The organism is Bradyrhizobium sp. HKCCYLRH3059 (assembly GCF_051168035.1).
In the GTDB taxonomy this organism is placed as follows: Bacteria; Pseudomonadota; Alphaproteobacteria; order Rhizobiales; family Xanthobacteraceae; genus Bradyrhizobium.
This window is the reverse complement of record NZ_JBNPUF010000001.1, coordinates 571,581-592,421: the sequence shown is the minus strand read 5'-3', so window position 1 is coordinate 592,421 and position 20,841 is coordinate 571,581. Positions and strand designations below refer to the sequence as shown.

Sequence of the window (20,841 nt, the reverse complement as noted above, 5' to 3'; positions counted from 1 at the left end):
TTGAGCGCGGGATGCGATGGCCTGTCAGGATTGCAGCGTGCTTTCGGGTGCGCGGACGAACGGTTCGGGCAGGACGGCGAAATCGTAAGGTCCCGGCATCCCGATGCTGATGCCAAGCTCGCGCCGCTGCTGACGCCGCGCGCGGGCGACGGTGGCTACAAGCCGGCACACCGAGGAGAGGACGTATAAGCCGTAACACCGTCGCGCAGGGAAGGCCGGGTCGTTCCGGCTGAACCTGTGGTTCCTGCCCCGTGCACTCTTTCACGCACGGGGGCCACGGGCCTCAGCCGAGGCCCGGCCTTCCCTGCGCCCTTGCTTCGGATGAGGGCGAACGATTTGCATCACTCGGGCGCGATGGCGTCGCGAGGGCACAGGGGTTTGTCTCCGGCGCGAGATCTGTACCCACAATGGAGGACGATGCTGGGCGTCCCCGTCATTGCGAGCGGGTGGGCAGCTTGGCTTTCCAGACTCAGTCGTCCGGCGAAAGCGGGCGATGACGGCGGGGGTGAATGGGTCCAGCCGGGCTCATCCGCGCGGCGCGCTCTGAGCCCGCGACAAAGGCCACGCACCTATCAACACCCGTCCACACCCCGGATATGACCTCCGCCCGATCGCTCCCTATATAGACGGCACAGCAACCCGAATCTCAGGCCATGCGCGTCTTCACCGTTCCCATCTCGGCGCCGTTCCTGCGCAGCGTGATCGCCGCGCTGGTCGACGGCCGGCTGGTCGACGGCTTCGAGGCACGCAGCGATCCCGCCCGGCTCGCGACCGCGACGCTGTATCTGCCGACGCGGCGCTCCCTGCGGGTGGCGCGCGAGATGTTCCTCGACGAGCTGAAGACCGATGCCGCGGTGCTGCCGCGCCTGGTCGCGCTCGGCGACATCGACGAGGACGAGCTCGCCTTCGCGGAGGACCGCGACGCGTTCCTCGGGCCGGCGCCGCTGGAGATTCCGGAACGGCTCGACGACCTGCAGCGCCGGCTGACCTTGGCGCGGCTGGTCGCGGCCTGGGCCAAGACGCCGGTGTCGGCGCCGCTCGTGATCGGCGGGCCCGCCTCGACGCTTGCGCTGGCCGGCGACCTCGCGCGGCTGATCGACGACATGGTGACGCGCGGCGTGTCCTGGGATGCGCTCGATGCGCTGGTGCCGGATCAGCTCGACAAATACTGGCAGTATTCGCTCGAGTTCCTGCGCATCGCGCGGACGGCGTGGCCGGCCTATCTGCAGGAGATCGAACGCATCGAGCCGGCGGCGCGGCGCGATCTGCTGATCGCGGCCGAAGCGGCGCGGCTGTCGGCGCATCCCGATGGTCCCGTCATTGCCGCAGGCTCCACCGGCTCGATGCCGGCGACGGCAAAATTCCTGCTCGCCGTCGCCAAGCTGCCGCATGGCGCGGTGGTGCTGCCTGGGCTCGACACCGATCTCGACGAAGCCGCGTGGAATTCGATCGGCGGTGCCAAGGACCGCGCCGGCCGCGTCTTGACGCCGCCCGCGGTCAATCATCCGCAATATGCCATGCACCTGCTGCTCAAGCGCTTCGGCCTGGAGCGGCGCGACGTGATCCGCCTCGCACCACCCGGCCGTGGCGGCCGCGAGGTGCTGATCTCAGAAGCGATGCGGCCGTCGGAAGCCACCGCTGTCTGGCACGAGCGCCTGCGCCAGTTCGACATCGCCGCCAACATTGCCGAAGCGATGGACAATCTCGCCGTCGTCGCCGCGCCCAACCCCGAAATGGAGGCGCTGGCGATCGCCATCGCGATGCGCGAGGCGCGCCATCTCGGCAAGTCCGCTGCGCTGGTGACGCCGGACCGCGCGCTGGCGCGCCGCGTGATGGCGGCGCTGACGCGCTGGCACCTGACGTTTGACGATTCCGGCGGTGACGCGCTGTTGGAGACGCCGGCCGGCATCTTCGCGCGCCTCGCCGCCGAAGCCGCCGCGCGCGGACTGGAGCCGCCGACTTTGCTGGCGCTGCTCAAGCATCCGCTGTGCCGGCTCGGCCGCGCCGCGAATGGCTGGAAGAGTGCCATCGAGACGCTGGAGCTCGCGGTGCTGCGCGGCACGCGGCCACAAGCCGGAAGCAGCGGGCTCGCGCGCGACTTCGCGCGCTTCCGCGACGAGCACACCAAGCTGCACCAGGGCGAAGCATCATCGCTGCACAAGGCCGAGCCGCGCGCGCGTCTCAGTCCCGAACAGCTCGACCGCGCCGGCGCGCTGATCGCGCAATTGCAGACGGCCCTGGCGCCGCTGGAAAACCTAGCCTCGCCGCGCCCGCAGGATTTCGCCGAGCTCGCCGCGCGGCATCGTGAGGTGTTGATCGCACTCTCGACAGACGATGTCGGTCTCAGCACCGCGTTCACCGATCGCGACGGCGCGGCGCTGGCGCGCTGCTTCGACGACCTGCTCGCGTCCGGCGAGCGCTGCGGCCTGATGGCGCCGCTGTCGGACTATCCGGACCTGTTCCATACCGCCTTCTCCGATCGCGCGGTGCGCCGCCCCGAGCGCCACGGTGCGCAGCTGCAGATCTACGGTCCGCTCGAAGCGCGGCTGATGCAGGCCGACCGCATGATCGTCGGCGGCCTGATCGAGGGCATATGGCCGCCGGCGCCGCGCATCGATCCCTGGCTCAGCCGCCCGATGCGGCATCAGCTCGGCCTCGACCTGCCCGAGCGCCGCATCGGACTATCGGCACACGATTTCGCACAACTGCTGGGCGCGCCCGAGGTGATCCTGACGCACGCCGCAAAGTCGGGCGGCGCGCCGGCCGTGGCCTCGCGCTTCCTGCACCGTCTCGAAGCCGTCGCCGGCGCCGAGCGCTGGAAGGCGGCGACCGCGCGCGGCGAGACTTACGTCCGCTATGCCGAGGTGCTCGACCAGCCCGCCGCGGTGAAGCCGGTCGAACAGCCGGCGCCGAAGCCGCCGCTGGCAGCGCGGCCGCTGCGCATGTCGGTGACCGCCATCGAGGACTGGCTGCGCGATCCCTACACCATCTTCGCGCGCTACATCCTGCGGCTCGATCCGCTCGATCCCGTCGACATGCCGCTGTCGGCCGCCGATCGCGGCTCGGCAATCCACGAGGCGATCGGCGAATTCACGCAGACCTATGCTGATGCCCTGCCGCTGCATCCGGCGCATGCGCTGCGCGTGATCGGCGAGAAGCACTTTGCGCCGCTGATGGAGCGGCCCGAGGCGCGGGCGCTGTGGTGGCCGCGTTTCCAGCGCATCGCCGGCTGGTTCGCGGCGTGGGAGACCGCGCGGCGCGCGCAGATCGGCGCGATCACCGCGGAGATCCGCGGCGAGATCGGCATTCCCTTGGATCAGGGCCGCACCTTCATCCTGTCGGCGCGCGCCGACCGCATCGAACAGCGTGCCGAGGGCACCTACGCCATTCTCGACTACAAGACTGGCCAGCCGCCGACGGCCAAGCAGGTGCGCATGGGGCTGTCGCCGCAGCTCACACTCGAAGCCGCGATCCTGCGCGAAGGCGGCTTCGACGGCATTCCCGCCGGCAGCCTGATCAGCCAGCTCGTCTATGTCCGCTTGTCCGGCAACAACCCGCCGGGCGAAGAGCGCATTCTCGAGCTGAAGATCAACAAGAGCGACCCGCCGCAACATCCGGACCAGGCCGCGCAGGAGGCGCGCGAAAAGCTCGAGGCATTGATCCGCAGCTTCGAGGACGTCAATCAAGGCTACACCTCGCTGAACCTGTCGATGTGGGCGAACCGCTACGGTAGCTATGACGATCTCGCCCGTATCAAGGAATGGTCGGCGGCCGGCGGCCTGGGGGTGGAGGAATGGTGAAGGTGCCCCGCCCCATTCCGCAGGCCGTGCGCGAGGCGCAGACGCGCGCATCGAACCCGGCTGCCTCCGCGTTCGTGTCGGCCAATGCCGGCTCGGGCAAGACGCATGTGCTGGTCCAGCGCGTGATCCGGCTGCTGCTCGACGGCGTGCCGCCGGAGAAGATCCTCTGCATCACCTTCACCAAGGCCGCGGCCGCCAATATGGCCGAGCGCGTGTTCTCGACGCTCGGCCATTGGGTGACGCTCGACGACGACGCGCTTGACAGCGCGATCCAGTCCACCGGCATTCCCAATCCCGACAAGAAGCTGCGGGCCTCGGCGCGAAAACTGTTCGCCAGCGCGCTGGAGACGCCGGGCGGACTGAAGGTGCAGACCATTCACGCGCTGTGCACGCGGCTGCTGCAGCAGTTCCCGTTCGAGGCCAACGTGCCGGCGCGGTTCTCGGTGCTCGACGAGCGCGATCAGACCGAGATGATGGAGCGCGCCAATCTCAAGGTGCTGCTCGACGCCGCCCGCGCGCCCGACAGCGCGGTCGGCCGCGCGCTGCAGGTGGCGATGGCCAATGCGGCGGATTCGACCTTCAAGGACGTCGTCCGCGAGGCCTGTCTGAGCCGCGATCACTTCATGGCCTGGACCGATGGCGCCGGCCGCGTCGAGGTTGCCGCGCAACATCTCGGCGAGGTGCTCGGCATCAGCGCCGGCGAGACGCTGGAAGCCATCGAGCGCGACATCGTCGACGGCCCCAATCTGCCACTGAGGGATTGGGCCGATATCGCCGCGCGGCTCGACGGCGGCGCCAAGACCGACCAGAAGCAGGCGGAGCAACTCCGCGCCGCACTGGCGTTCTCGGGCGCCGATCAGGTCGATGAATATCTCCGCGTATTCTTGACCGAGGACAAGGAGCCGCGGAAGTCCCTGCTCACCAAGAAGTTCGCCGACGCCAATCCCGGCATCGCCGGCCTCTTCGAATCGGAGGCGCGCCGGCTCGATCGCCTGATCGAAAAGCGCCGCGCGGCGGTCGTGCGCGATCGCACCGAGGCGCTGTTGCAGATCGCGACCGCCGCCGCCGCGAACTATCGCCGCGAAAAAGAAGAGCGCGGCCTGCTCGACTACGACGACCTGATCGACAAGACGCTGGCGATGCTGAACCGCGTCTCCGCCGGCTGGGTGCACTACAAGCTCGACCGCGGCGTCGACCACGTGCTGATCGACGAGGCGCAGGACACGAGCCCACGGCAATGGGACATCGTCGCCCATATCATCGAGGAGTTCACCGCCGGCGCCGGGGCGCGCGACGGACTCACGCGCACGATCTTCGCGGTGGGCGACGAGAAGCAGTCAATCTTCTCGTTCCAGGGCGCCGACCCGCACGAGTTCGATGCGCGCAGGCGTCAGTTGCAGAAGCGCTTCACCGATGCCGGGCTGCTGTTCGATCCGGTGTCGTTCACCTATTCGTTCCGCTCGGGCCCGACGGTGCTGCACGCGGTCGACCACGTGTTCCGCGAGCGCGACGTCTACAGCAGCATTCACTCGCCTGACATCGGCCACCCCATCCACAACGCGCTGACCGATGCCGGACCGAGCATGGTCGAGCTCTGGAGCCTGTGCGAACGCGACGACCGCAAGGAGATCGAGGGCTGGCGCGCGCCGTTCGACGGCGTCTCCGTCACCAGCCCCGAGGTGAAGCTTTCCAGGCGCATCCAGGCAGAGATCAAGCGGCTGATCCAGACGGGCACGATGACGGGCCATGACGGCGCGCGGCGGCGGCTGAGCTATGGCGACATGCTGATCCTGGTGCGCCGGCGCGGCAACGCCTTCGATGCTGTCATCCAGGCGCTCAAGCACGCCGGCATCCCCGTCGCCGGCGCCGACCGGCTGAAGCTGACCGAGCACATCGCGATCATCGACCTGATGAACCTCGCCGACGCGCTGCTGCTGCCGCAGGACGATCTGGCGCTGGCGACCGCGCTGAAGAGCCCGCTGTTCGGGCTCGACGACGACGATCTGTTCAAGCTGGCGTGGCAGCGTCGCGGCTCGCTACGCGACGCACTGACGGCGCACGCCGCTGACGAGGCGCGGCTGCAGGCGGTCGTACGGCGCTTGCAACAATGCGAGCGCCGCGCCGCGGAGGACACGCCATTCGCCTTCTATGCCTGGCTGCTCGGCGGCGATGGCGGCCGGCGCCGCATCCTGGCGCGGCTCGGCCACGAGGCCAATGATGCGCTCGACGAGTTCCTCGAGCTCGCGCTGTCCTACGAGCGCAAGGCGCCGGCCTCGCTGCAGGGCTTCGTCGCCTGGCTGCGCGCCGCTGACACCGAGGTGAAGCGCGACATGGAGATCTCGCGCGACGAGATCAGGGTGATGACCGTGCATGGCGCCAAGGGCCTCGAGGCGTCCGTCGTCTTCCTGGTCGACACCACCTCGTCGCCGGCGGATTCGCAGCGGCTGCGGCTGATCCACGTGCCGCATGGCGAGCAAGAGATCGTGGTCTGGGCCGGGCGCAAGGCCGACGATCCGCAGCCCGTCGCGGCGGCACGCGTGGCGATGCTCAAGGAGACCGAGGACGAGTATCGCCGGCTGCTCTATGTCGCGATGACCCGCGCCGCGGATCGGCTGATCATCGGCGGCTGCATGCCGGGCAACATGAACAACGTCCGCGGCGGCAGCTGGTACGATCTGATGGCGCGCGGATTGGACGCCGCCGGCCTGCAGGTCGAGGTGATCGAAACCGAGGACGGGCCGGTCAAGCGCTATGCGCGGGCCGAGGACATCGCGGAAACCGCTGCTGACAAAACGCGGCCCATGGTCGAGACGGCCGTCGAACTGCCGGCGTGGCTGCGCACGGCGGCGGTGGAGGCGCCCGGCGAGGTCGCTGTGCTCCGGCCGTCCGATCCATCCGCCGACGAGCGGCCGGTGCGCACGGGCGAATCGCTGGCGGCGCGCAGCCTCGCGATGCAGCGCGGCACGCTGGTGCATCGCCTGCTGCAGTCGCTGCCCGACGTGGCGCCGGAGCGGCGGCGTGATGCCGCGCTGCGATATTTGATTCGCAACGCCGCCGACTGGCCGGAGGACGAGCGCGTGGGGCTTGCGGAACGGGTGCTCGCCGTGGTCGAAGACCCGCGCTTTGCCGCGGTGTTCGCGGCCGGGAGCCGGGCGGAAGTCTCGATCGTGGGCCGCCTCGCACTGGCCGGCCAGCCTCCGGCACTGGTCTCCGGCCAGATCGACCGCCTGGTGGTCACCGGGACCGAGGTGCTGATCGTCGACTTCAAGACCAACCAGCAGCCGCCCTCGGGACTCGCCGACGTGCCCCCGGCCTATGTCCGGCAGCTCGCGCTGTACCGCGCCGTGCTTGGCCAATTGTACCCCGGACGAAACGTCCGCGCCGCGCTGCTCTGGACCGAAGCCGCTGAATTCATGGAGCTTCCGGCCTCCGCGCTGGACGCCATGCTGCCATCCCAGCACGTCTGAGCGAGCCCGCTTGACCCGGCATCACGCCATTCCTACTTTGACGCCCACGCAGAAGCGGCGCGTCCGCGCCGCTCCCTCCAACCGAACGAGGTAATTCCATGGCCGTTGGCAAGGTTTCCGACGCCGATTTCGAAAGCGAAGTGCTCAAGGCCGACGGCCCGGTCGTGGTCGACTTCTGGGCCGAGTGGTGCGGCCCGTGCCGCATGATTGCGCCGGCCCTCGACGAGATCTCGAGCGCGATGGGCGACAAGGTCAAGATCGTCAAGCTGAACGTCGACGAGAGCCCGAAGACGGCCTCGAAGTACGGCGTGATGTCGATCCCCACCCTGATGGTGTTCAAGGGCGGCGAGATGGCCTCGCGCCAGGTCGGCGCCGCGCCGAAGGCGAAGCTGCAGCAGTGGATCTCGTCGGCGGTGTGACGCTTGCGGAACAATGATTTTTGTCGAACGGCCGGCGGAATCGCCGGCCGTTTGCGTTGAGGGGTGTGATCCAGCGTTTTCGGATGTCGCCATGCCCGCCCGCGCCCATCGCTCGCCCTCCCGCAAATCCGGCCTGCTGGCCATGGAGGCGCGCTCGGTGGATGCGATCCCGCGCGGCGAGGACTGGCAATACGAGCCGAAATGGGACGGCTTCCGCTGCCTGCTGTCGCGCGACGGCGCAACGGTGACGATGCAGTCGAAGGCCGGCGAGGACCTCGCGCGCTACTTCCCCGAGGTCGTCGCCGCGGCGCGCGAGCTCGAGGCGACGAGCTTCATCCTCGACGGCGAGCTGGTGGTGCCGCAGGCGAAGTCGTTCTCGTTCGATGCATTGCTGCAGCGGATTCATCCCGCCGCCAGCCGGGTGAAGAGGCTATCGGTGGAGACGCCGGCGCTGTTCCTGGCCTTCGATCTGCTGGCGAGTGGCAAGAAGGAGCTAGTGACGCACACGCTGCACGAGCGGCGGCCGGCGCTGGAAGCATTCGCGAAAGCGAACTTCGCGGATCATCCGACGTTCCGGCTGTCGCCGGCGACGACGCGCTTCGCGACCGCGCAAGACTGGCTGGCGCATTCCGGCAGCGGCTCGGACGGGGTGATCGCCAAGCGGACCGACCTGCCCTACCAGGCCGGCAACCGCGACGGCATGCAGAAGATCAAGCGCTATCGCTCAGCCGATTGCGTCATCGGCGGCTTCCGCTACGCCACCAACAGGGGCGCGAACGGACGCAGGCTGGTCGGCTCGCTGCTGCTCGGGCTCTACGACGATGACGGTCTGCTGCATCACGTCGGCTTCACCTCCGCGCTCAAGAAGGACGAGAAGCCCGCACTGACCGACAAGCTCGAGCCGCTCATCTCGCCGCCCGGCTTCACCGGCAATGCGCCGGGCGGGCCGAGCCGCTGGTCGACCGAGCGCTCGGCGGAATGGTGTCCGCTGAAGCCGAAGCTGGTGATCGAGGTCTGCTACGACCATTTCTCCGGCGAGCGCTTTCGCCACGGCACCTCGATCCTGCGCTGGCGCCCGGACAAATCGCCGAAGCAATGCACCTTCGAGCAGCTCGAGCAGAAGGTCGCCGATCCCTTGAAGCTGCTCGCGTGAGGTCAGCGGATCCAGCCGGTCGCGAGAACCGAGGCGAATTCGACATCACCATTGGCGCGGGCCAGCGCGGCCATCGGCTGATGATCATAGGGCACGTGGCGGAACGTCACGCTCCAGCCTGCGGGCTTAAGTTCAAGGATCGCATAGCGGGCGTCGGGCGTGCCGGCTTCCATCACATGCGGATGCGGTAAGTTGTAGGAATAGCCAGGGCTGCCCACGCTACCGGGATTGACGATCAGCCGCCCGTCGCGAAGCCGCACGGCGCGCGCGGTGTGGGTATGGCCACAGAGGATCAGTGACTGCGGGATGCCCTCGGCCGTTGTCTCGATTGCATCGAGCGGAGCGCATGTGACCGCGCCATCCGGCGCGACGCTCTCGAGCCAGTAGACGTTATCGTCCTCAGGCGTGGCGTGACAAAGGAAGACCTCGTCGCGATAGATGGCCGTCGGCGGGATCGTGCCGAGCCAGTCGAGATGCTTGGCTACGAGCTGCGCGTAGGCCGGCCGCTCCCAGGCGCCCATCCTCTCCGGCGGCCGATCGATCAGCCAGCGGTCGTGATTGCCGCGCACATGGACGGCATCGAGCGGCATCAGCAAGTCCATCGTCTTGCGCGCATCGAGCGGGCCGCTCGCCATATCGCCGAGATTGACAATGTCATCGACGCCTTGCGCGCGGATGTCGGCCAGCACGGCTTCGAGCGCGAGGTGGTTGCCGTGGACGTCTGCGATCGCGGCAAAGCGCATGCGCTATTCCCCTCAGGTCGGCGGCGTGCCGTTGAGGTCGAGCACGTGGCCCGCGAGATAGAGCGACCCCGTGATCAGGATACGCGGCGGGACCTCATAGGCAAGCCGCGCGATGCCGGCGAGCGCCGACGCGACGCCATCGGCGATCTCGACGCGCATGCCGAGCGTGCGCGCGGCGGCGGCCAGATCAGCCGGTGCCATCGCCTTGCTCTCGTTCGGAATCGGCACGACGATGATGTGGCGCGTCAGGCCGGCGAAGTTGGCCAGGAAGCCCGCGGCATCCTTGTTGCCCATCATGCCGACGATGACGACGAGCTGCCGCGACACGCGCTCCTCGAGGTCGCCGATCGCGGCCGCGACGACGCGACCGCCCTCGGCGTTGTGGCCGCCGTCGAGCCAGATCTCCGCGCCTTGCGGCGCGATCGCGGTGAGCGCGCCGTTCGACAGCCGCTGCATGCGCGCCGGCCATTCGGCGCCGACGATGCCGTCCTCGAACGCCTTGGTGGTGAGCTTGAAATGATCGACCGCCCGCAAGGTCGCGATCGCCAGGCCCGCATTGTCGAACTGATGCCGGCCGAACAGTTTGGGTGCCGGAAGATCGAGGAGACCGCGATCGTCCTGATAGACCAGCCGGTTGCGCTCGACATTGACGTGCCAGCTCTCACCGGCCGCAAACAGCGGCGCGCGCTGGCGCCTGGCCTCGCGCTCGATCACGGCCATGGCATCGGGCTCCTGCGCCGCCGAGATCACCGGGCAGCCACGCTTGATGATGGCGGCCTTCTCGGCCGCGATCAGCGCGCGGGTGTCGCCGAGGAACTCCATGTGGTCCATGCTGATCGGCGTCAGCACGGAGGCCGCGACCTGCTCGACAACATTGGTGGAATCGAGCCGGCCGCCGAGACCGACTTCGAGCAGCACCGCATCGGCTGGATGCCTTGCGAACAGCACGAAGGCCGCGACGGTCTTGACCTCGAAGAAGGTGATCGGCGCGCCGGCGTTGACCCGCTCGCACTCCAAGAGCGCGGAGATCAGCTCATCGTCCTCGACCAGGACACCACCGCCGACCTGGCCGAGCCGATAGCTCTCGTTGATGCGCACCAGCCAGGGCGAGGTGAAGACGTGGACGCGCAGCCCCGCGGCCTCGAGCATCGCGCGCAAATATGCGACCGTGGAGCCCTTGCCGTTGGTGCCCGCGACATGGATGACCGGCGGCAGCTTGCGCTCGGGATGACCGAGCTGCGCCAGCAGCCGGTGCATGCGCTCCAGCCCGAGCGAGATCCGGCTCGAATGCAACACAGAAAGCCGCGTGATCAGCTCGTCGAGCGACGGTCTTGGCTGGGCGGCAGAATCGTTCACGCGCTCGTTGCGACCGCCGGCGCTTCCGCGGTTTCGGCGGGCTTGGCCGGCGGCGGCAGCTGCGGCGCGGGCTTGGCGTGTTCAACGGCCGGCGCCTTGGTCAGCAATCGGCACAGCCGCGCCAGCGTCGGGCGCAGGTCATGACGGTGCACGACCATGTCGACCATGCCGTGGTCGAGCAGGTATTCAGCGCGCTGGAAACCTTCGGGCAGCTTCTCGCGAATGGTCTGCTCGATCACCCGGGCGCCGGCGAACCCGATCAGCGCGCCGGGCTCGGCAATGTGGACGTCGCCGAGCATCGCGTAGGACGCGGTGACGCCGCCGGTGGTCGGATTGGTCTGCACGACGATGTAGGGCAGCTTGGCCTCTCGCAGCATCTGCACGGCCACGGTCGTGCGCGGCATCTGCATCAGGGACAGGATGCCTTCCTGCATGCGCGCGCCACCGGAGGCCGCGAATACGATGAACGGCGACTTCTTCTCGACCGCGAGTTCGAGCCCGCGCACGATGGCTTCACCCGCGGCCATGCCGAGCGAACCGCCCATGAAATCGAAATCCTGCACGGCGATGACGACGCCCATGCCTTCCAGCTTGCCGAAGCCGACCTTCACCGCATCGTTCATGCCGGTCCGCGCCCGCGCATCCTTGATGCGGTCGGCATAGCGGCGCTCGTCACGGAATTTCAGCGGGTCGGGTGTGACCTCGGGCAGCGCGACGTCGAACCAGGTCTCGTTGTCGAACATCGACTTCAGCCGCGCCACGGCGCCCATGCGCATGTGGTAATTGGAGCCCGGAATGACGAACTGGTTGGCCTCGACGTCCTTGTAGAACACGAGCTGTCCGGAATCCGGACACTTGATCCAGAGGTTCTCCGGCGTCTCACGGCGCAGGATGTTGCGGATCTTCGGCCGGACCACGTTGGTAAGCCAGTTCATGTGTCGCTCCGTGTTGCGGTCGCCCGGATATATGGCGGGACGGCGGGGTCACGGCAAGACGGCCGCGACGCCCGGTCGAATAGTGGTTGACGGCCTATTCCGCGGCCTGTTGCGCCCCGTGCACGCCCCTTGCCAGCGCAGCGGCCAGATCGGCGACGGCGCTCACGGTCTTGGCGGTCGCGCGGCCCTCGGCGTCCAGGCTGGCGCGGAGCGCGTCAACCAGGGCGGTGCCGACCACAGCGCCGTCGGCATTGGCGGCGATGGCGCGGGCGGTCTCCGGTGTCCGGATGCCGAAGCCGACGCAGACAGGCAGCGCCGTATGCCGCTTGATCCGGGCCACGGCGGCACCGACGGCGGACGAATCCGCCGCCGCCGCGCCGGTGATGCCGGTGATAGAGACGTAGTAGACGAAGCCCGAGGTGTTCGCGAGCACCGCCGGCAGCCGCTTGTCATCGGTCGTCGGCGTCGCCAGCCGGATGAAATTCAGCCCCGCCTTCAGCGCGGGAATGCACAGCTCGCTGTCTTCCTCCGGTGGCAGGTCGACGATGATCAGGCCATCGACGCCGGCGCTCTTCGCATCATCGAGGAACTTGTCGACGCCGTAGATGTAGATCGGGTTGTAGTAGCCCATCAGCACGATCGGCGTCGCCGCGTCGCCCTCGCGGAAGCTGCGCACGAGCTGCAGCGTCTTCCTCAAGGTCATGCCGGCCTTGAGCGCGCGCAGACCCGCCGCCTGGATCGACGGACCATCGGCCATCGGATCGGTGAACGGCATGCCGATCTCGATGATGTCAGCGCCAGCCTGCGGCAGCGACTTGACGATCGCGAGCGAGGTTTCAGGATCAGGGTCGCCTGACATCACGAAGGTGACGAACGCCGAGCGGCCTTCTTGCTTCAATTGCGCGAAGCGCGCATCCATCCGGCTGGTCACGATGCCTTGGCCCTTCCTCGCAAGATGTCGCCCACCTGCGGCACGTCCTTGTCGCCGCGGCCGGACATGTTGACCACCATCAGATGGTCCTTCGACTTCTTCGGCGCGAGCTCCATCACCTTGGCGATCGCGTGCGCGGGCTCCAGCGCCGGAATGATGCCCTCGAGCCGCGACAGCAGCTGGAACGCCGCCAGCGCTTCCTCATCGGTCGCCGACAAATAGTTCACGCGACCGACCTCGTGCAGCCAGGAATGCTCCGGCCCGATGCCGGGATAATCGAGACCGGCCGAGATCGAATGCGCCTCCTCGATCTGCCCGTCCTCGTCCATGAGCAGATAGGTGCGGTTGCCGTGCAGCACGCCGGGGCGGCCGCCGGCGATCGAGGCGGCGTGCAGATGCGTCAGGCCATGGCCCGCCGCTTCCACGCCATAGATCTCGACCGAGGGATCATCGAGGAACGGATGGAACAGGCCCATCGCATTGGAGCCGCCGCCGATGCACGCGATCAGCGAGTCCGGCAGCCGGCCCTCGGCCTCCTGCATCTGCGTGCGGGTCTCGTTGCCGATCACCGACTGGAAGTCGCGCACCATCATCGGATAGGGGTGCGGACCGGCGACCGTGCCGATGCAGTAGAACGTGTTGTGGACGTTGGTGACCCAGTCACGCAGCGCCTCGTTCATCGCATCCTTCAGGGTCTTGGCGCCGGACTGCACCGGCACCACCTTGGCGCCGAGCATCTCCATGCGGATCACGTTGGGCTGCTGCCGCTCGACGTCGACCGCGCCCATGTAGACGACGCAATCGAGCCCGAAACGCGCGCACAGCGTCGCGGTCGCCACGCCGTGCTGGCCGGCGCCGGTCTCGGCGATGATGCGCTTCTTGCCCATGCGGCGCGCGACCATGATCTGGCCGAGCACGTTGTTGACCTTGTGCGAGCCGGTGTGATTGAGCTCCTCGCGCTTGAAGTAGATCTTGGCGCCGCCGAGATGCTCGGTCAGGCGCTCTGCGTAGTACAGCGGCGAGGGCCGGCCCACGTAGTTCTTCAGATAGCCGTTCATCTCGGCATGAAACGCGGGATCGGCCTTGGCCTCCGCATAGGCCTTTTCCAGATCGAGGATCAGCGGCATCAGGGTTTCGGCGACGAAGCGGCCGCCGAAGATGCCGAAGTGACCGCGGTCGTCCGGACCGCTGCGGTAGGAATTGGGAATGGCTGTCGTCATTGAACGCTCAACTCTTCAGCGGCCCGCGCCGCGCGAATGAAATCCCGGATCATGTCGCAATCCTTCACACCCGGCGCCCGTTCGACGCCAGATGACACGTCGACGCCGCCCGCGCGGGTGATCCGCACGGCCTCCGCGACGTTGTCGGCGCTCAGACCGCCGGAGACCATGAACGGGCGATCGAGCTTCACGCCCTGTAGCAGACGCCAATCGAAGGTGGCACCGAGGCCGCCGGGGCGGGTCGCCTCCTTGGGCGCCCGCGCATCGAACAGGATGCGGTCGCACACGTCGGCATAGCTCGCCAACGGCGCGAGATCGGCGTCGGTCGCGACCGGAATGGCCTTCATGATGGGTAGGCCGAAGCGCTGCTTGAGGTCGCGGACGCGCGCGATGCTTTCGCGGCCATGCAGCTGCAGGAGATCAGGCCGCAGCGTCTCGACGATGTTTTCGATCATCGCGTCGTCGGCATCGACGGTCAGCGCCACCTTGAGCGCGCGCCCCCTGACGTCACGACCCAGCTCACGCGCGGCCGTCAGGCCGACATGGCGTGGGGACGGCGGAAAGAACACGAAGCCCACCATGTCGGCGCCCGCGTCGAGCGCCGCAGCGAGGGTGTCGGGCGTGGTCAGGCCGCAGATTTTGACGAGCAGGGACATCAATGAACAACGCACGTCCGGGCGGAAAGGATCACCAGAAGCCGGCGGCTTCCAGGGCCGCCGAGCTTTCGCGCCTTCTACAACGCGGCGCCCTGCTTGTCTCGCCCATAAGGGGCGAAAAGCCGCGCCGGCGCAGCCGGAACCAGAGATTGCGCAGAGCCCTGTTTTGCACGCGCCGCGGCGCTCAACTGCGCCACCTGCGCGCGGGCCGCTTCGGCATCGGCCTGATGGCGGCGCGCGGCCCGCCGCCAGCGGCGCTGGCCGATCCAGGTGGCACAGCCACCCGCGATCACGCCCAGGATCGCGACGGCGATGATCAAGGCGAACAGCGGGACCGACGCCGAGAGCGCCGGATCAGTCGCGTTGAAGGGATCAAACGACACGGTAACGAAATGCCGATTGGCGACCGCGAAGATGACGAACAGCACCAGCAGCGGAAGGACGACCACGACAGTGAAGAATTTTCGCATGCGCTCGCTCGTGTCGGTCAGGCCGGATTCGCCTCGAAATCAGCCGCAGACGATTGGCACGGCCGGCGCGAGATGCTTCAATCGTCGGCGTCGTCAGCCGCGGCGCCGGCGGGATTGTCCCGGTTCAGCCGCTCGCGCATTTCCTTGCCCGTTTTGAAGAACGGGACGCTTTTCTGGTCCACCGGGACATGAGCTCCGGTCCGTGGGTTGCGCCCGGCGCGGGCCGGCCGATGCTTGACCGAGAAGGCGCCGAAGCCGCGCAACTCGACGCGGTCACCGCGGGCGAGCGCCGCGACGATCTCATCGAGGATCGCATTGACGATGTTCTCGACATCCCGCTGGTAGAGATGCGGGTTGTGCTCGGCGATACGCTGAACAAGCTCGGATTTGATCATCGAGAAAATGTACCCGGGGAGACAAGTCCCATTTCCGTGAAAATATGCTGGACTGTCAAGACGCTAAATCATTCATCGCGGCCGTGAATCGGGGTGCGGGGCCCGGTACGGGGTCTCGCCACGGCACACGCGAAGCGGGAAGATTGCCCTGGGAATGGTCTTTGCGGGTTCAATTGCCCGGCGCGGGCGTCCAGAGCGCGAGCATGCCGTCGAGACCGATCCGGTCCACCGCCTGGACCACGCCGGTGCGCTCGATCTGGCGGGCGATTCCGGAGAGGCCGACGGCGTCGAGCGCGATCGAGGTGGCCGTTCGCAGGAAGGTGAGATCGCCGAACCGCGGCGTGAGCTTGTAGTCGCGCACCGGAAGGTCCTTCTTGACGTTCTTGTTGGCGACGAGCCAAGCGACCGCGGTCTTCTCGTCGCCGAGCTCGTCGATCAGCTTCAGGTCGATTGCCTGCCTGCCGGTGAAGACGCGGCCATCGGCCACCTTCTCCAACTGCTCATCGTTCATGGCGCGGCGGTCCTTCACCAGTCCGCGGAACCAGGCATAGGAATCCTTGACCAGGGCGTCGAGCGCCGCACGCGCTTCCGGGCTGGTCGGCTCGTAGCCGTTGGGGGCGGCCTTCAGCGGCGAGGATTTGACCTCCTCGATCTTCACGCCGACCGTCTTCAACAGCTCGCCGACATTGGGATATTGAAACAGCACGCCGATCGAGCCGACCAGCGAGCTCTGCTGCGCGACGATGTGGTCGGCAGCGATCGCGCCGATGTAGCCGCCGGACGCCGCGAGGCCTTCCACGACGACGACCAGCGGCTTCTTCGCCTTCAGCCGGACCAGCGAATCGTAGAGCTGCTCGGAGCCGGCGGTGGTGCCGCCCGGCGAATTGATGTGAACGATGACGGCTTCGGCCGAGGAGTTTTCGAGCCGCTCCAGCGCCTCGACGCGCTCATGGTCGCTGCGGATCAGGCCCTCGATATTGACGCGAGCGATCGAGCCGGAGGTCGAGAGCACGGTGCGGCCGCGCGGCGACATGGCGAGACCGATGGCGGACAGAGCCGCAATCGCGATCAGCACCGCGACGACGCGCCAGAACGTCAGCTTGCGGCGCAGCCTGCGGCGATCGACGATCACATCCGAATCAAGCGACATGGGCAGCTCCTGGAAGTCTCGGCGCGTTTTGCATCCGCAGCCTGAATATCTCGTTATCCGATTACATCAATCGCGGCGCAATTTGAAGAAAGGAAGGCTTGCGGCGAGGCCGGATCCGCGCGGCCGGCACGCGCGTCCTTGCCTCGCCGGAACAAAAAAGCCCCGGCTTGCGCCGGGGCTTTGATCTGATCGCAGGACGCGAAGACTTACTTCGAGTCGCGGTTCTTGAGCGCGGTGCCCAGGATGTCGCCCAGCGTGGCGCCCGAATCGGACGAGCCGTACTGCGCGATGGCTTCCTTCTCTTCCGCGACTTCCAGCGCCTTGATCGACACCTGCACCTTGCGGGCCTTCTTGTCGAACTGGATCACGCGGGCATCGACCTTCTCACCGACGGCGAACCGCTCGGTGCGCTGGTCGTTGCGATCGCGCGCCAGCTCGGAGCGCTTGATGAAGGTGGTGAAGTCGGTGCCGGTGATCTTGACGTCGATGCCGCCGTCCTTGACGTCGAGCACCTCGCAAGTGACGACCGCGCCCTTCTTGACATCGCCCGGCTCGGCGAAGGGATCGCCTTCGAGCTGCTTGATGCCGAGCGAGATGCGCTCCTTCTCCACGTCGACGTCGAGCACCACGGCCTTGACCATGTCGCCCTTCTTGTAGTTGTCGATGACCTGCTCGCCCGGCAGCTTCCAGTCGAGATCCGACAGATGGACCATGCCGTCGACGTCGCCTTCGAGACCCAGGAACAAGCCGAACTCGGTCTTGTTCTTGACCTCGCCCTCGACCACCGAACCCGTCGGATGCTTCTCGACGAAGACCTCCCACGGATTGCGCATGGTCTGCTTGAGGCCGAGCGAGATGCGGCGCTTGACGCTGTCAACCTCGAGCACCTGCACTTCGACCTCCTGCGAGGTCGACACGATCTTGCCGGGGTGCATGTTCTTCTTGGTCCACGACATCTCGGAGACGTGGATCAGGCCTTCGATGCCCGGCTCGAGCTCGACGAACGCGCCGTAGTCGGTGATGTTGGTGACGCGGCCGTGGAAGCGGGCCTGCAGCGGGTACTTCGCCTCGATGCCCTGCCACGGATCGTCCAAGAGCTGCTTCATGCCCAGCGAGATGCGGTGCGTCTCGTGGTTGATCTTGATGATCTTGACCTTGACCGTCTGACCGATGCTGAGCACCTCGGTCGGATGGTTGACACGGCGCCAGGCGATGTCGGTGACGTGCAGCAGGCCGTCGATGCCGCCGAGGTCGACGAACGCACCGTAATCGGTGATGTTCTTGACGACGCCGTCGATGACCTGACCCTCTTCGAGGTTCTGCACCAGCTCCTGGCGCTGCTCGGCGCGGGTCTCTTCCAGCACGGTCCGGCGCGACACGACGATGTTGCCGCGGCGACGGTCCATCTTGAGGATCTGGAACGGCTGCGAGTTGTTCATCAGCGGCGCGACGTCGCGGATCGGACGGATGTCGACCTGCGAGCGCGGCAGGAAGGCCACGGCACCGTCGAGGTCGACGGTGAAGCCGCCCTTGACCTGGTTGAAGATGACGCCGTTGACCTTTTCGTTGTTCTGGAACGCCTTCTCGAGCTTGCCCCAGCTCTCTTCGCGACGCGCCTTGTCGCGCGACAGCACCGCTTCGCCGAGTGCGTTCTCGATACGATCGAGGAACACTTCGACCTCGTCGCCGACTTTCAATTCACTGTCACGGCCGGGCCCGGCGAATTCGCGCAGCGCCACGCGGCCTTCGGTCTTCAGGCCGACGTCGATGACGGCCATGTCCTTCTCGATCGCAACAACCTTGCCCTTGACGACAGAGCTTTCCTGCAGGTTGCCCTTCGTGAAGGACTCGTCCAGCATCGCGGCGAAATCATCGCGGCTGGGATTGTAGGAAGAAGCAGAGATACTCGAAGCCATTTGTTCTCCAGATGCGGACATTCTCGCCAGCTTGGGTTGATCGGCGCATCGAATGGACAGTGCCTGGAGGTCCACAAATCCCCAGACGTCCGCGCGATGCGCGATAAGCGCAAACGACGCGGGCCGGCAGTGCCTGCACATGCGATACGTATGAAGTGCGTCCGGATGATCGGACTCGATTGAACCGCAATCGAGCTATCGACGGTCAAGGGCGGGAGCGGGCATTCCTCCAATGACGCCGGCGGAAATCAAACCCGCTGGCGGCCCGCTCGAACGGCCTCGACGATATCGATGGCGGCCCGGACGCCGCCTTCTATATCCAAATGGGAGTTGTCAAGCAAGTAAGCATCCGGGGCTTGTTTTAAAGGCGCGACGGCCCGGTTCTGGTCACGCTCGTCGCGCGCCAGGATGTCGGCCAGAATGGCCGCCTCATCGGCCGGTTCCCCACGTGAAAGCGCCTCGAGGGTGCGACGATGCGCCCGGATGCGGGGATCGGCGACGACGTAGATCTTCACCTCGGCGTCCGGGCAGATCACGGTTCCGATGTCGCGGCCGTCGAGCACGGCACCGGGCGGCCGGCTTGCGAACTGGCGCTGGAAAGCCACCAGCGCTTCGCGCACTTTCGGCAACGCCGATACCACCGAGGCCACGGACCCGACCTGGTGCGACCTCAGCGCCGGATTGTCGAAGCTAGAGGGATCCAGGCTCATGGCGACGTCCGCTGCCCGCGCCTCGTCCTTGAGGTCGATGCCGGCGGTCAGTAGCGCATGCGCGACCGCCCGGTAGATCACGCCCGTATCCAGGTGCCTGAGGCCGTAATGCGCCGCGAGACGCTTGGCCAGGGTGCCCTTGCCCGAGGCCGCCGGGCCGTCGATGGCGATGATCATGCGAAATCCGCGCCCGCCTTGCACATCAGCGGGATGAAATCGGGGAAGCTGGTGGCGATGAAGGCGGTGTCGTCGACCCTGACCGGCTTGTCGGACGCGAGACCCATCACCAGGGCGGACATCGCGATGCGGTGGTCCATGTGGGTCGCGACGATGCCGCCGCCCGGCACGTGACCGCGGCCCTCGACGATCAGATCGTCGCCGGTGATCTCGACCTTGACGCCGTTGACACGCAGCATGGCCGCGGTGGCCTCGAGCCGGTCGGATTCCTTGACGCGCAGCTCATGCAGGCCGCGCATGATGGTCGTGCCCTCGGCATAGGCGGCGGCGACGGCCAAGACGAGATATTCGTCGATCATCGACGGCGCCCGCTCGGGCGGCACCACGACGCCGCGCAGCTTCGAGGCGCGCACGCGCAGGCGGGCCATCGGCTCGCCGGCATCGCCGCGGACGTCGTCCTCCTCGATCGAGGCGCCCATCTCGCGCAAGGTCGTGAACAGGCCGGTGCGCAGCGGGTTGGTCATCACGTCCGACAGCACGAGGTCCGAGCCGTCGACGATCAGCGCGGCGACCAGCGGGAACGCGGCCGAGGACGGGTCGGCGGGAACGATCACTGGCGCACCACGCAGCTCCGGCTGGCCGGTCAGTGCGATGCGGCGGCCATGAGACCCTTCCGGCGTGGTCACGATCTCCGCGCCGAAATGCTTCAGCATCAGCTCGGTGTGGTCGCGGCTGGCCTCCTGCTCGATCACGGTGGTCACACCGGGCGCGGCGAGGCCCGCGAGCAGCACCGCCGACTTGATCTGGGCCGAAGCCACCGGCGTGCGGTACTCGATCGGCACCGGGTTGCCGGCGCCCTGCAGGGTTAACGGAAGCTTGCCGCCCTCGGCGCTGGCGGTCACCTTGGCGCCCATCAGCACCAGCGGGTCGAGGATGCGCCGCATCGGACGGCTGCGCAGCGAGGCATCACCGTCGAAAACGGCCGTGATCGGGCAACCGGCCACGGCGCCCATCACCAGCCTGCAGCCGGTGCCGGAGTTGCCGAAATCGAGCGGCGCGCTCGGCTGGGCGAAGCCGCCCACCCCGACGCCACGGACGGTCCACGCGAAATCGCCGGTGCGCTCGACCTTGGCACCCAGGGATCGCATCGATTTGGCGGTGTTGAGGACGTCCTCGCCCTCCAGCAGGCCGGAAATCCGGGTCTCGCCGACCGACAGCGCCCCCAGGATCAGTGCCCGGTGCGAGATCGACTTGTCGCCAGGCACGCGAATCGTGCCCGAGAGGGGCCCTGAGGCGCGTGATTCCAGGGGAGTCGGGGCGATTGACGTGCTCACGGCAGGATC

At 67.4% G+C, this 20,841-nt stretch carries 16 protein-coding genes; 4 read left to right on the top strand and 12 right to left on the bottom strand.

The genetic code is table 11. The annotated features are described in order from the left end of the window. Positions 1 to 653 precede the first annotated feature (653 nt). The 4 genes from addB to ACQR13_RS02770 all read left to right on the top strand — a co-directional run bounded on the left by addB (position 654) and on the right by ACQR13_RS02770 (position 8,839). Positions 654 to 3,800 carry a double-strand break repair protein AddB gene (addB, locus tag ACQR13_RS02785; RefSeq protein ID WP_315716897.1) on the top strand — a complete coding sequence of 1,049 codons (3,147 nt, stop codon included), beginning with the start codon at positions 654 to 656 and terminating at the stop codon, positions 3,798 to 3,800. After that, the gene (gene addA, locus ACQR13_RS02780; RefSeq protein WP_434862561.1) at positions 3,794 to 7,267 is read left to right on the top strand and encodes a double-strand break repair helicase AddA; all 3,474 of its coding nucleotides are present in this window, start codon (positions 3,794 to 3,796) and stop codon (positions 7,265 to 7,267) included. The genes addB and addA overlap by 7 nt, the downstream gene beginning before the upstream one ends. Positions 7,268 to 7,365: 98 nt before the next feature. Beyond that, positions 7,366 to 7,686: a thioredoxin gene (gene trxA, locus ACQR13_RS02775; RefSeq protein ID WP_015663255.1), complete on the top strand. Its 321-nt coding sequence runs from the start codon at positions 7,366 to 7,368 to the stop codon at positions 7,684 to 7,686. A gap of 142 nt (positions 7,687 to 7,828) precedes the next feature. Then, the gene (locus ACQR13_RS02770) at positions 7,829 to 8,839 is read left to right on the top strand and encodes an ATP-dependent DNA ligase (RefSeq protein ID WP_434862689.1); all 1,011 of its coding nucleotides are present in this window, start codon (positions 7,829 to 7,831) and stop codon (positions 8,837 to 8,839) included. Between the two features lie 2 nt (positions 8,840 to 8,841). Here the strand turns inward: ACQR13_RS02770 and ACQR13_RS02765 are convergent, their stop codons facing one another. From ACQR13_RS02765 to aroA, 12 genes are all read right to left on the bottom strand, one after another. Beyond that, positions 8,842 to 9,582: a metallophosphoesterase family protein gene (locus ACQR13_RS02765; RefSeq protein WP_316173511.1), complete on the bottom strand. Its 741-nt coding sequence runs from the start codon at positions 9,580 to 9,582 to the stop codon at positions 8,842 to 8,844. Between the two features lie 12 nt (positions 9,583 to 9,594). Beyond that, entirely contained in the window at positions 9,595 to 10,938 is a 1,344-nt protein-coding gene (locus ACQR13_RS02760; protein WP_315750460.1) for a bifunctional folylpolyglutamate synthase/dihydrofolate synthase, read from the bottom strand. Continuing rightward, the gene (accD, locus tag ACQR13_RS02755; RefSeq protein WP_315716893.1) at positions 10,935 to 11,873 is read right to left on the bottom strand and encodes an acetyl-CoA carboxylase, carboxyltransferase subunit beta; all 939 of its coding nucleotides are present in this window, start codon (positions 11,871 to 11,873) and stop codon (positions 10,935 to 10,937) included. The genes ACQR13_RS02760 and accD overlap by 4 nt, the downstream gene beginning before the upstream one ends. A 94-nt stretch (positions 11,874 to 11,967) precedes the next feature. Then, positions 11,968 to 12,804, bottom strand: a complete 837-nt coding sequence (gene trpA / locus ACQR13_RS02750) for a tryptophan synthase subunit alpha (protein WP_315716892.1) — start codon at positions 12,802 to 12,804, stop codon at positions 11,968 to 11,970. Beyond that, on the bottom strand, positions 12,801 to 14,024 hold the full coding sequence (gene trpB / locus ACQR13_RS02745) for a tryptophan synthase subunit beta (RefSeq protein WP_315716891.1): 1,224 nt from the start codon (positions 14,022 to 14,024) through the stop codon (positions 12,801 to 12,803). Before trpB ends, trpA begins: the two co-directional genes overlap by 4 nt. After that, entirely contained in the window at positions 14,021 to 14,680 is a 660-nt protein-coding gene (locus tag ACQR13_RS02740) for a phosphoribosylanthranilate isomerase (protein ID WP_315750461.1), read from the bottom strand. Before ACQR13_RS02740 ends, trpB begins: the two co-directional genes overlap by 4 nt. 77 nt (positions 14,681 to 14,757) lie before the next feature. After that, a complete protein-coding gene (locus tag ACQR13_RS02735; protein WP_315750462.1) occupies positions 14,758 to 15,150 on the bottom strand; it encodes a lipopolysaccharide assembly protein LapA domain-containing protein in 393 nt (130 codons plus the stop codon). A 77-nt stretch (positions 15,151 to 15,227) separates the two neighbouring features. Then, a complete protein-coding gene (locus ACQR13_RS02730) occupies positions 15,228 to 15,545 on the bottom strand; it encodes an integration host factor subunit beta (protein ID WP_315716888.1) in 318 nt (105 codons plus the stop codon). A 169-nt stretch (positions 15,546 to 15,714) separates the two neighbouring features. Continuing rightward, positions 15,715 to 16,695 carry a signal peptide peptidase SppA gene (gene sppA / locus ACQR13_RS02725; RefSeq protein WP_315750463.1) on the bottom strand — a complete coding sequence of 327 codons (981 nt, stop codon included), beginning with the start codon at positions 16,693 to 16,695 and terminating at the stop codon, positions 15,715 to 15,717. Positions 16,696 to 16,901: 206 nt separating this feature from the next. Further along, positions 16,902 to 18,611, bottom strand: a complete 1,710-nt coding sequence (rpsA, locus tag ACQR13_RS02720) for a 30S ribosomal protein S1 (RefSeq protein ID WP_316193805.1) — start codon at positions 18,609 to 18,611, stop codon at positions 16,902 to 16,904. Between the two features lie 248 nt (positions 18,612 to 18,859). Further along, positions 18,860 to 19,498, bottom strand: a complete 639-nt coding sequence (gene cmk, locus ACQR13_RS02715; RefSeq protein ID WP_316193804.1) for a (d)CMP kinase — start codon at positions 19,496 to 19,498, stop codon at positions 18,860 to 18,862. Further along, on the bottom strand, positions 19,495 to 20,832 hold the full coding sequence (aroA, locus tag ACQR13_RS02710; RefSeq protein WP_316173509.1) for a 3-phosphoshikimate 1-carboxyvinyltransferase: 1,338 nt from the start codon (positions 20,830 to 20,832) through the stop codon (positions 19,495 to 19,497). The genes cmk and aroA overlap by 4 nt, the downstream gene beginning before the upstream one ends. Between the last annotated feature and the right edge of the window lie 9 nt (positions 20,833 to 20,841).

What these genes read in the sequence shown, in the direction of transcription:
- ACQR13_RS02740 (WP_315750461.1), bottom strand. Translation starts at nt 14,680, where the DNA reads ATGTCCCTGCTCGTCAAAATCTGCGGCCTGACCACGCCCGACACCCTC.
- ACQR13_RS02735 (WP_315750462.1), bottom strand. Translation starts at nt 15,150, where the DNA reads ATGCGAAAATTCTTCACTGTCGTGGTCGTCCTTCCGCTGCTGGTGCTG.
- sppA (WP_315750463.1), bottom strand. Translation starts at nt 16,695, where the DNA reads ATGTCGCTTGATTCGGATGTGATCGTCGATCGCCGCAGGCTGCGCCGC.
- trpB (WP_315716891.1), bottom strand. Translation starts at nt 14,024, where the DNA reads ATGACGACAGCCATTCCCAATTCCTACCGCAGCGGTCCGGACGACCGC.
- addB (WP_315716897.1), top strand. Translation starts at nt 654, where the DNA reads ATGCGCGTCTTCACCGTTCCCATCTCGGCGCCGTTCCTGCGCAGCGTG.
- rpsA (WP_316193805.1), bottom strand. Translation starts at nt 18,611, where the DNA reads ATGGCTTCGAGTATCTCTGCTTCTTCCTACAATCCCAGCCGCGATGAT.
- ACQR13_RS02770 (WP_434862689.1), top strand. Translation starts at nt 7,829, where the DNA reads ATGGAGGCGCGCTCGGTGGATGCGATCCCGCGCGGCGAGGACTGGCAA.
- ACQR13_RS02730 (WP_315716888.1), bottom strand. Translation starts at nt 15,545, where the DNA reads ATGATCAAATCCGAGCTTGTTCAGCGTATCGCCGAGCACAACCCGCAT.
- accD (WP_315716893.1), bottom strand. Translation starts at nt 11,873, where the DNA reads ATGAACTGGCTTACCAACGTGGTCCGGCCGAAGATCCGCAACATCCTG.
- addA (WP_434862561.1), top strand. Translation starts at nt 3,794, where the DNA reads ATGGTGAAGGTGCCCCGCCCCATTCCGCAGGCCGTGCGCGAGGCGCAG.
- cmk (WP_316193804.1), bottom strand. Translation starts at nt 19,498, where the DNA reads ATGATCATCGCCATCGACGGCCCGGCGGCCTCGGGCAAGGGCACCCTG.
- ACQR13_RS02765 (WP_316173511.1), bottom strand. Translation starts at nt 9,582, where the DNA reads ATGCGCTTTGCCGCGATCGCAGACGTCCACGGCAACCACCTCGCGCTC.
- trxA (WP_015663255.1), top strand. Translation starts at nt 7,366, where the DNA reads ATGGCCGTTGGCAAGGTTTCCGACGCCGATTTCGAAAGCGAAGTGCTC.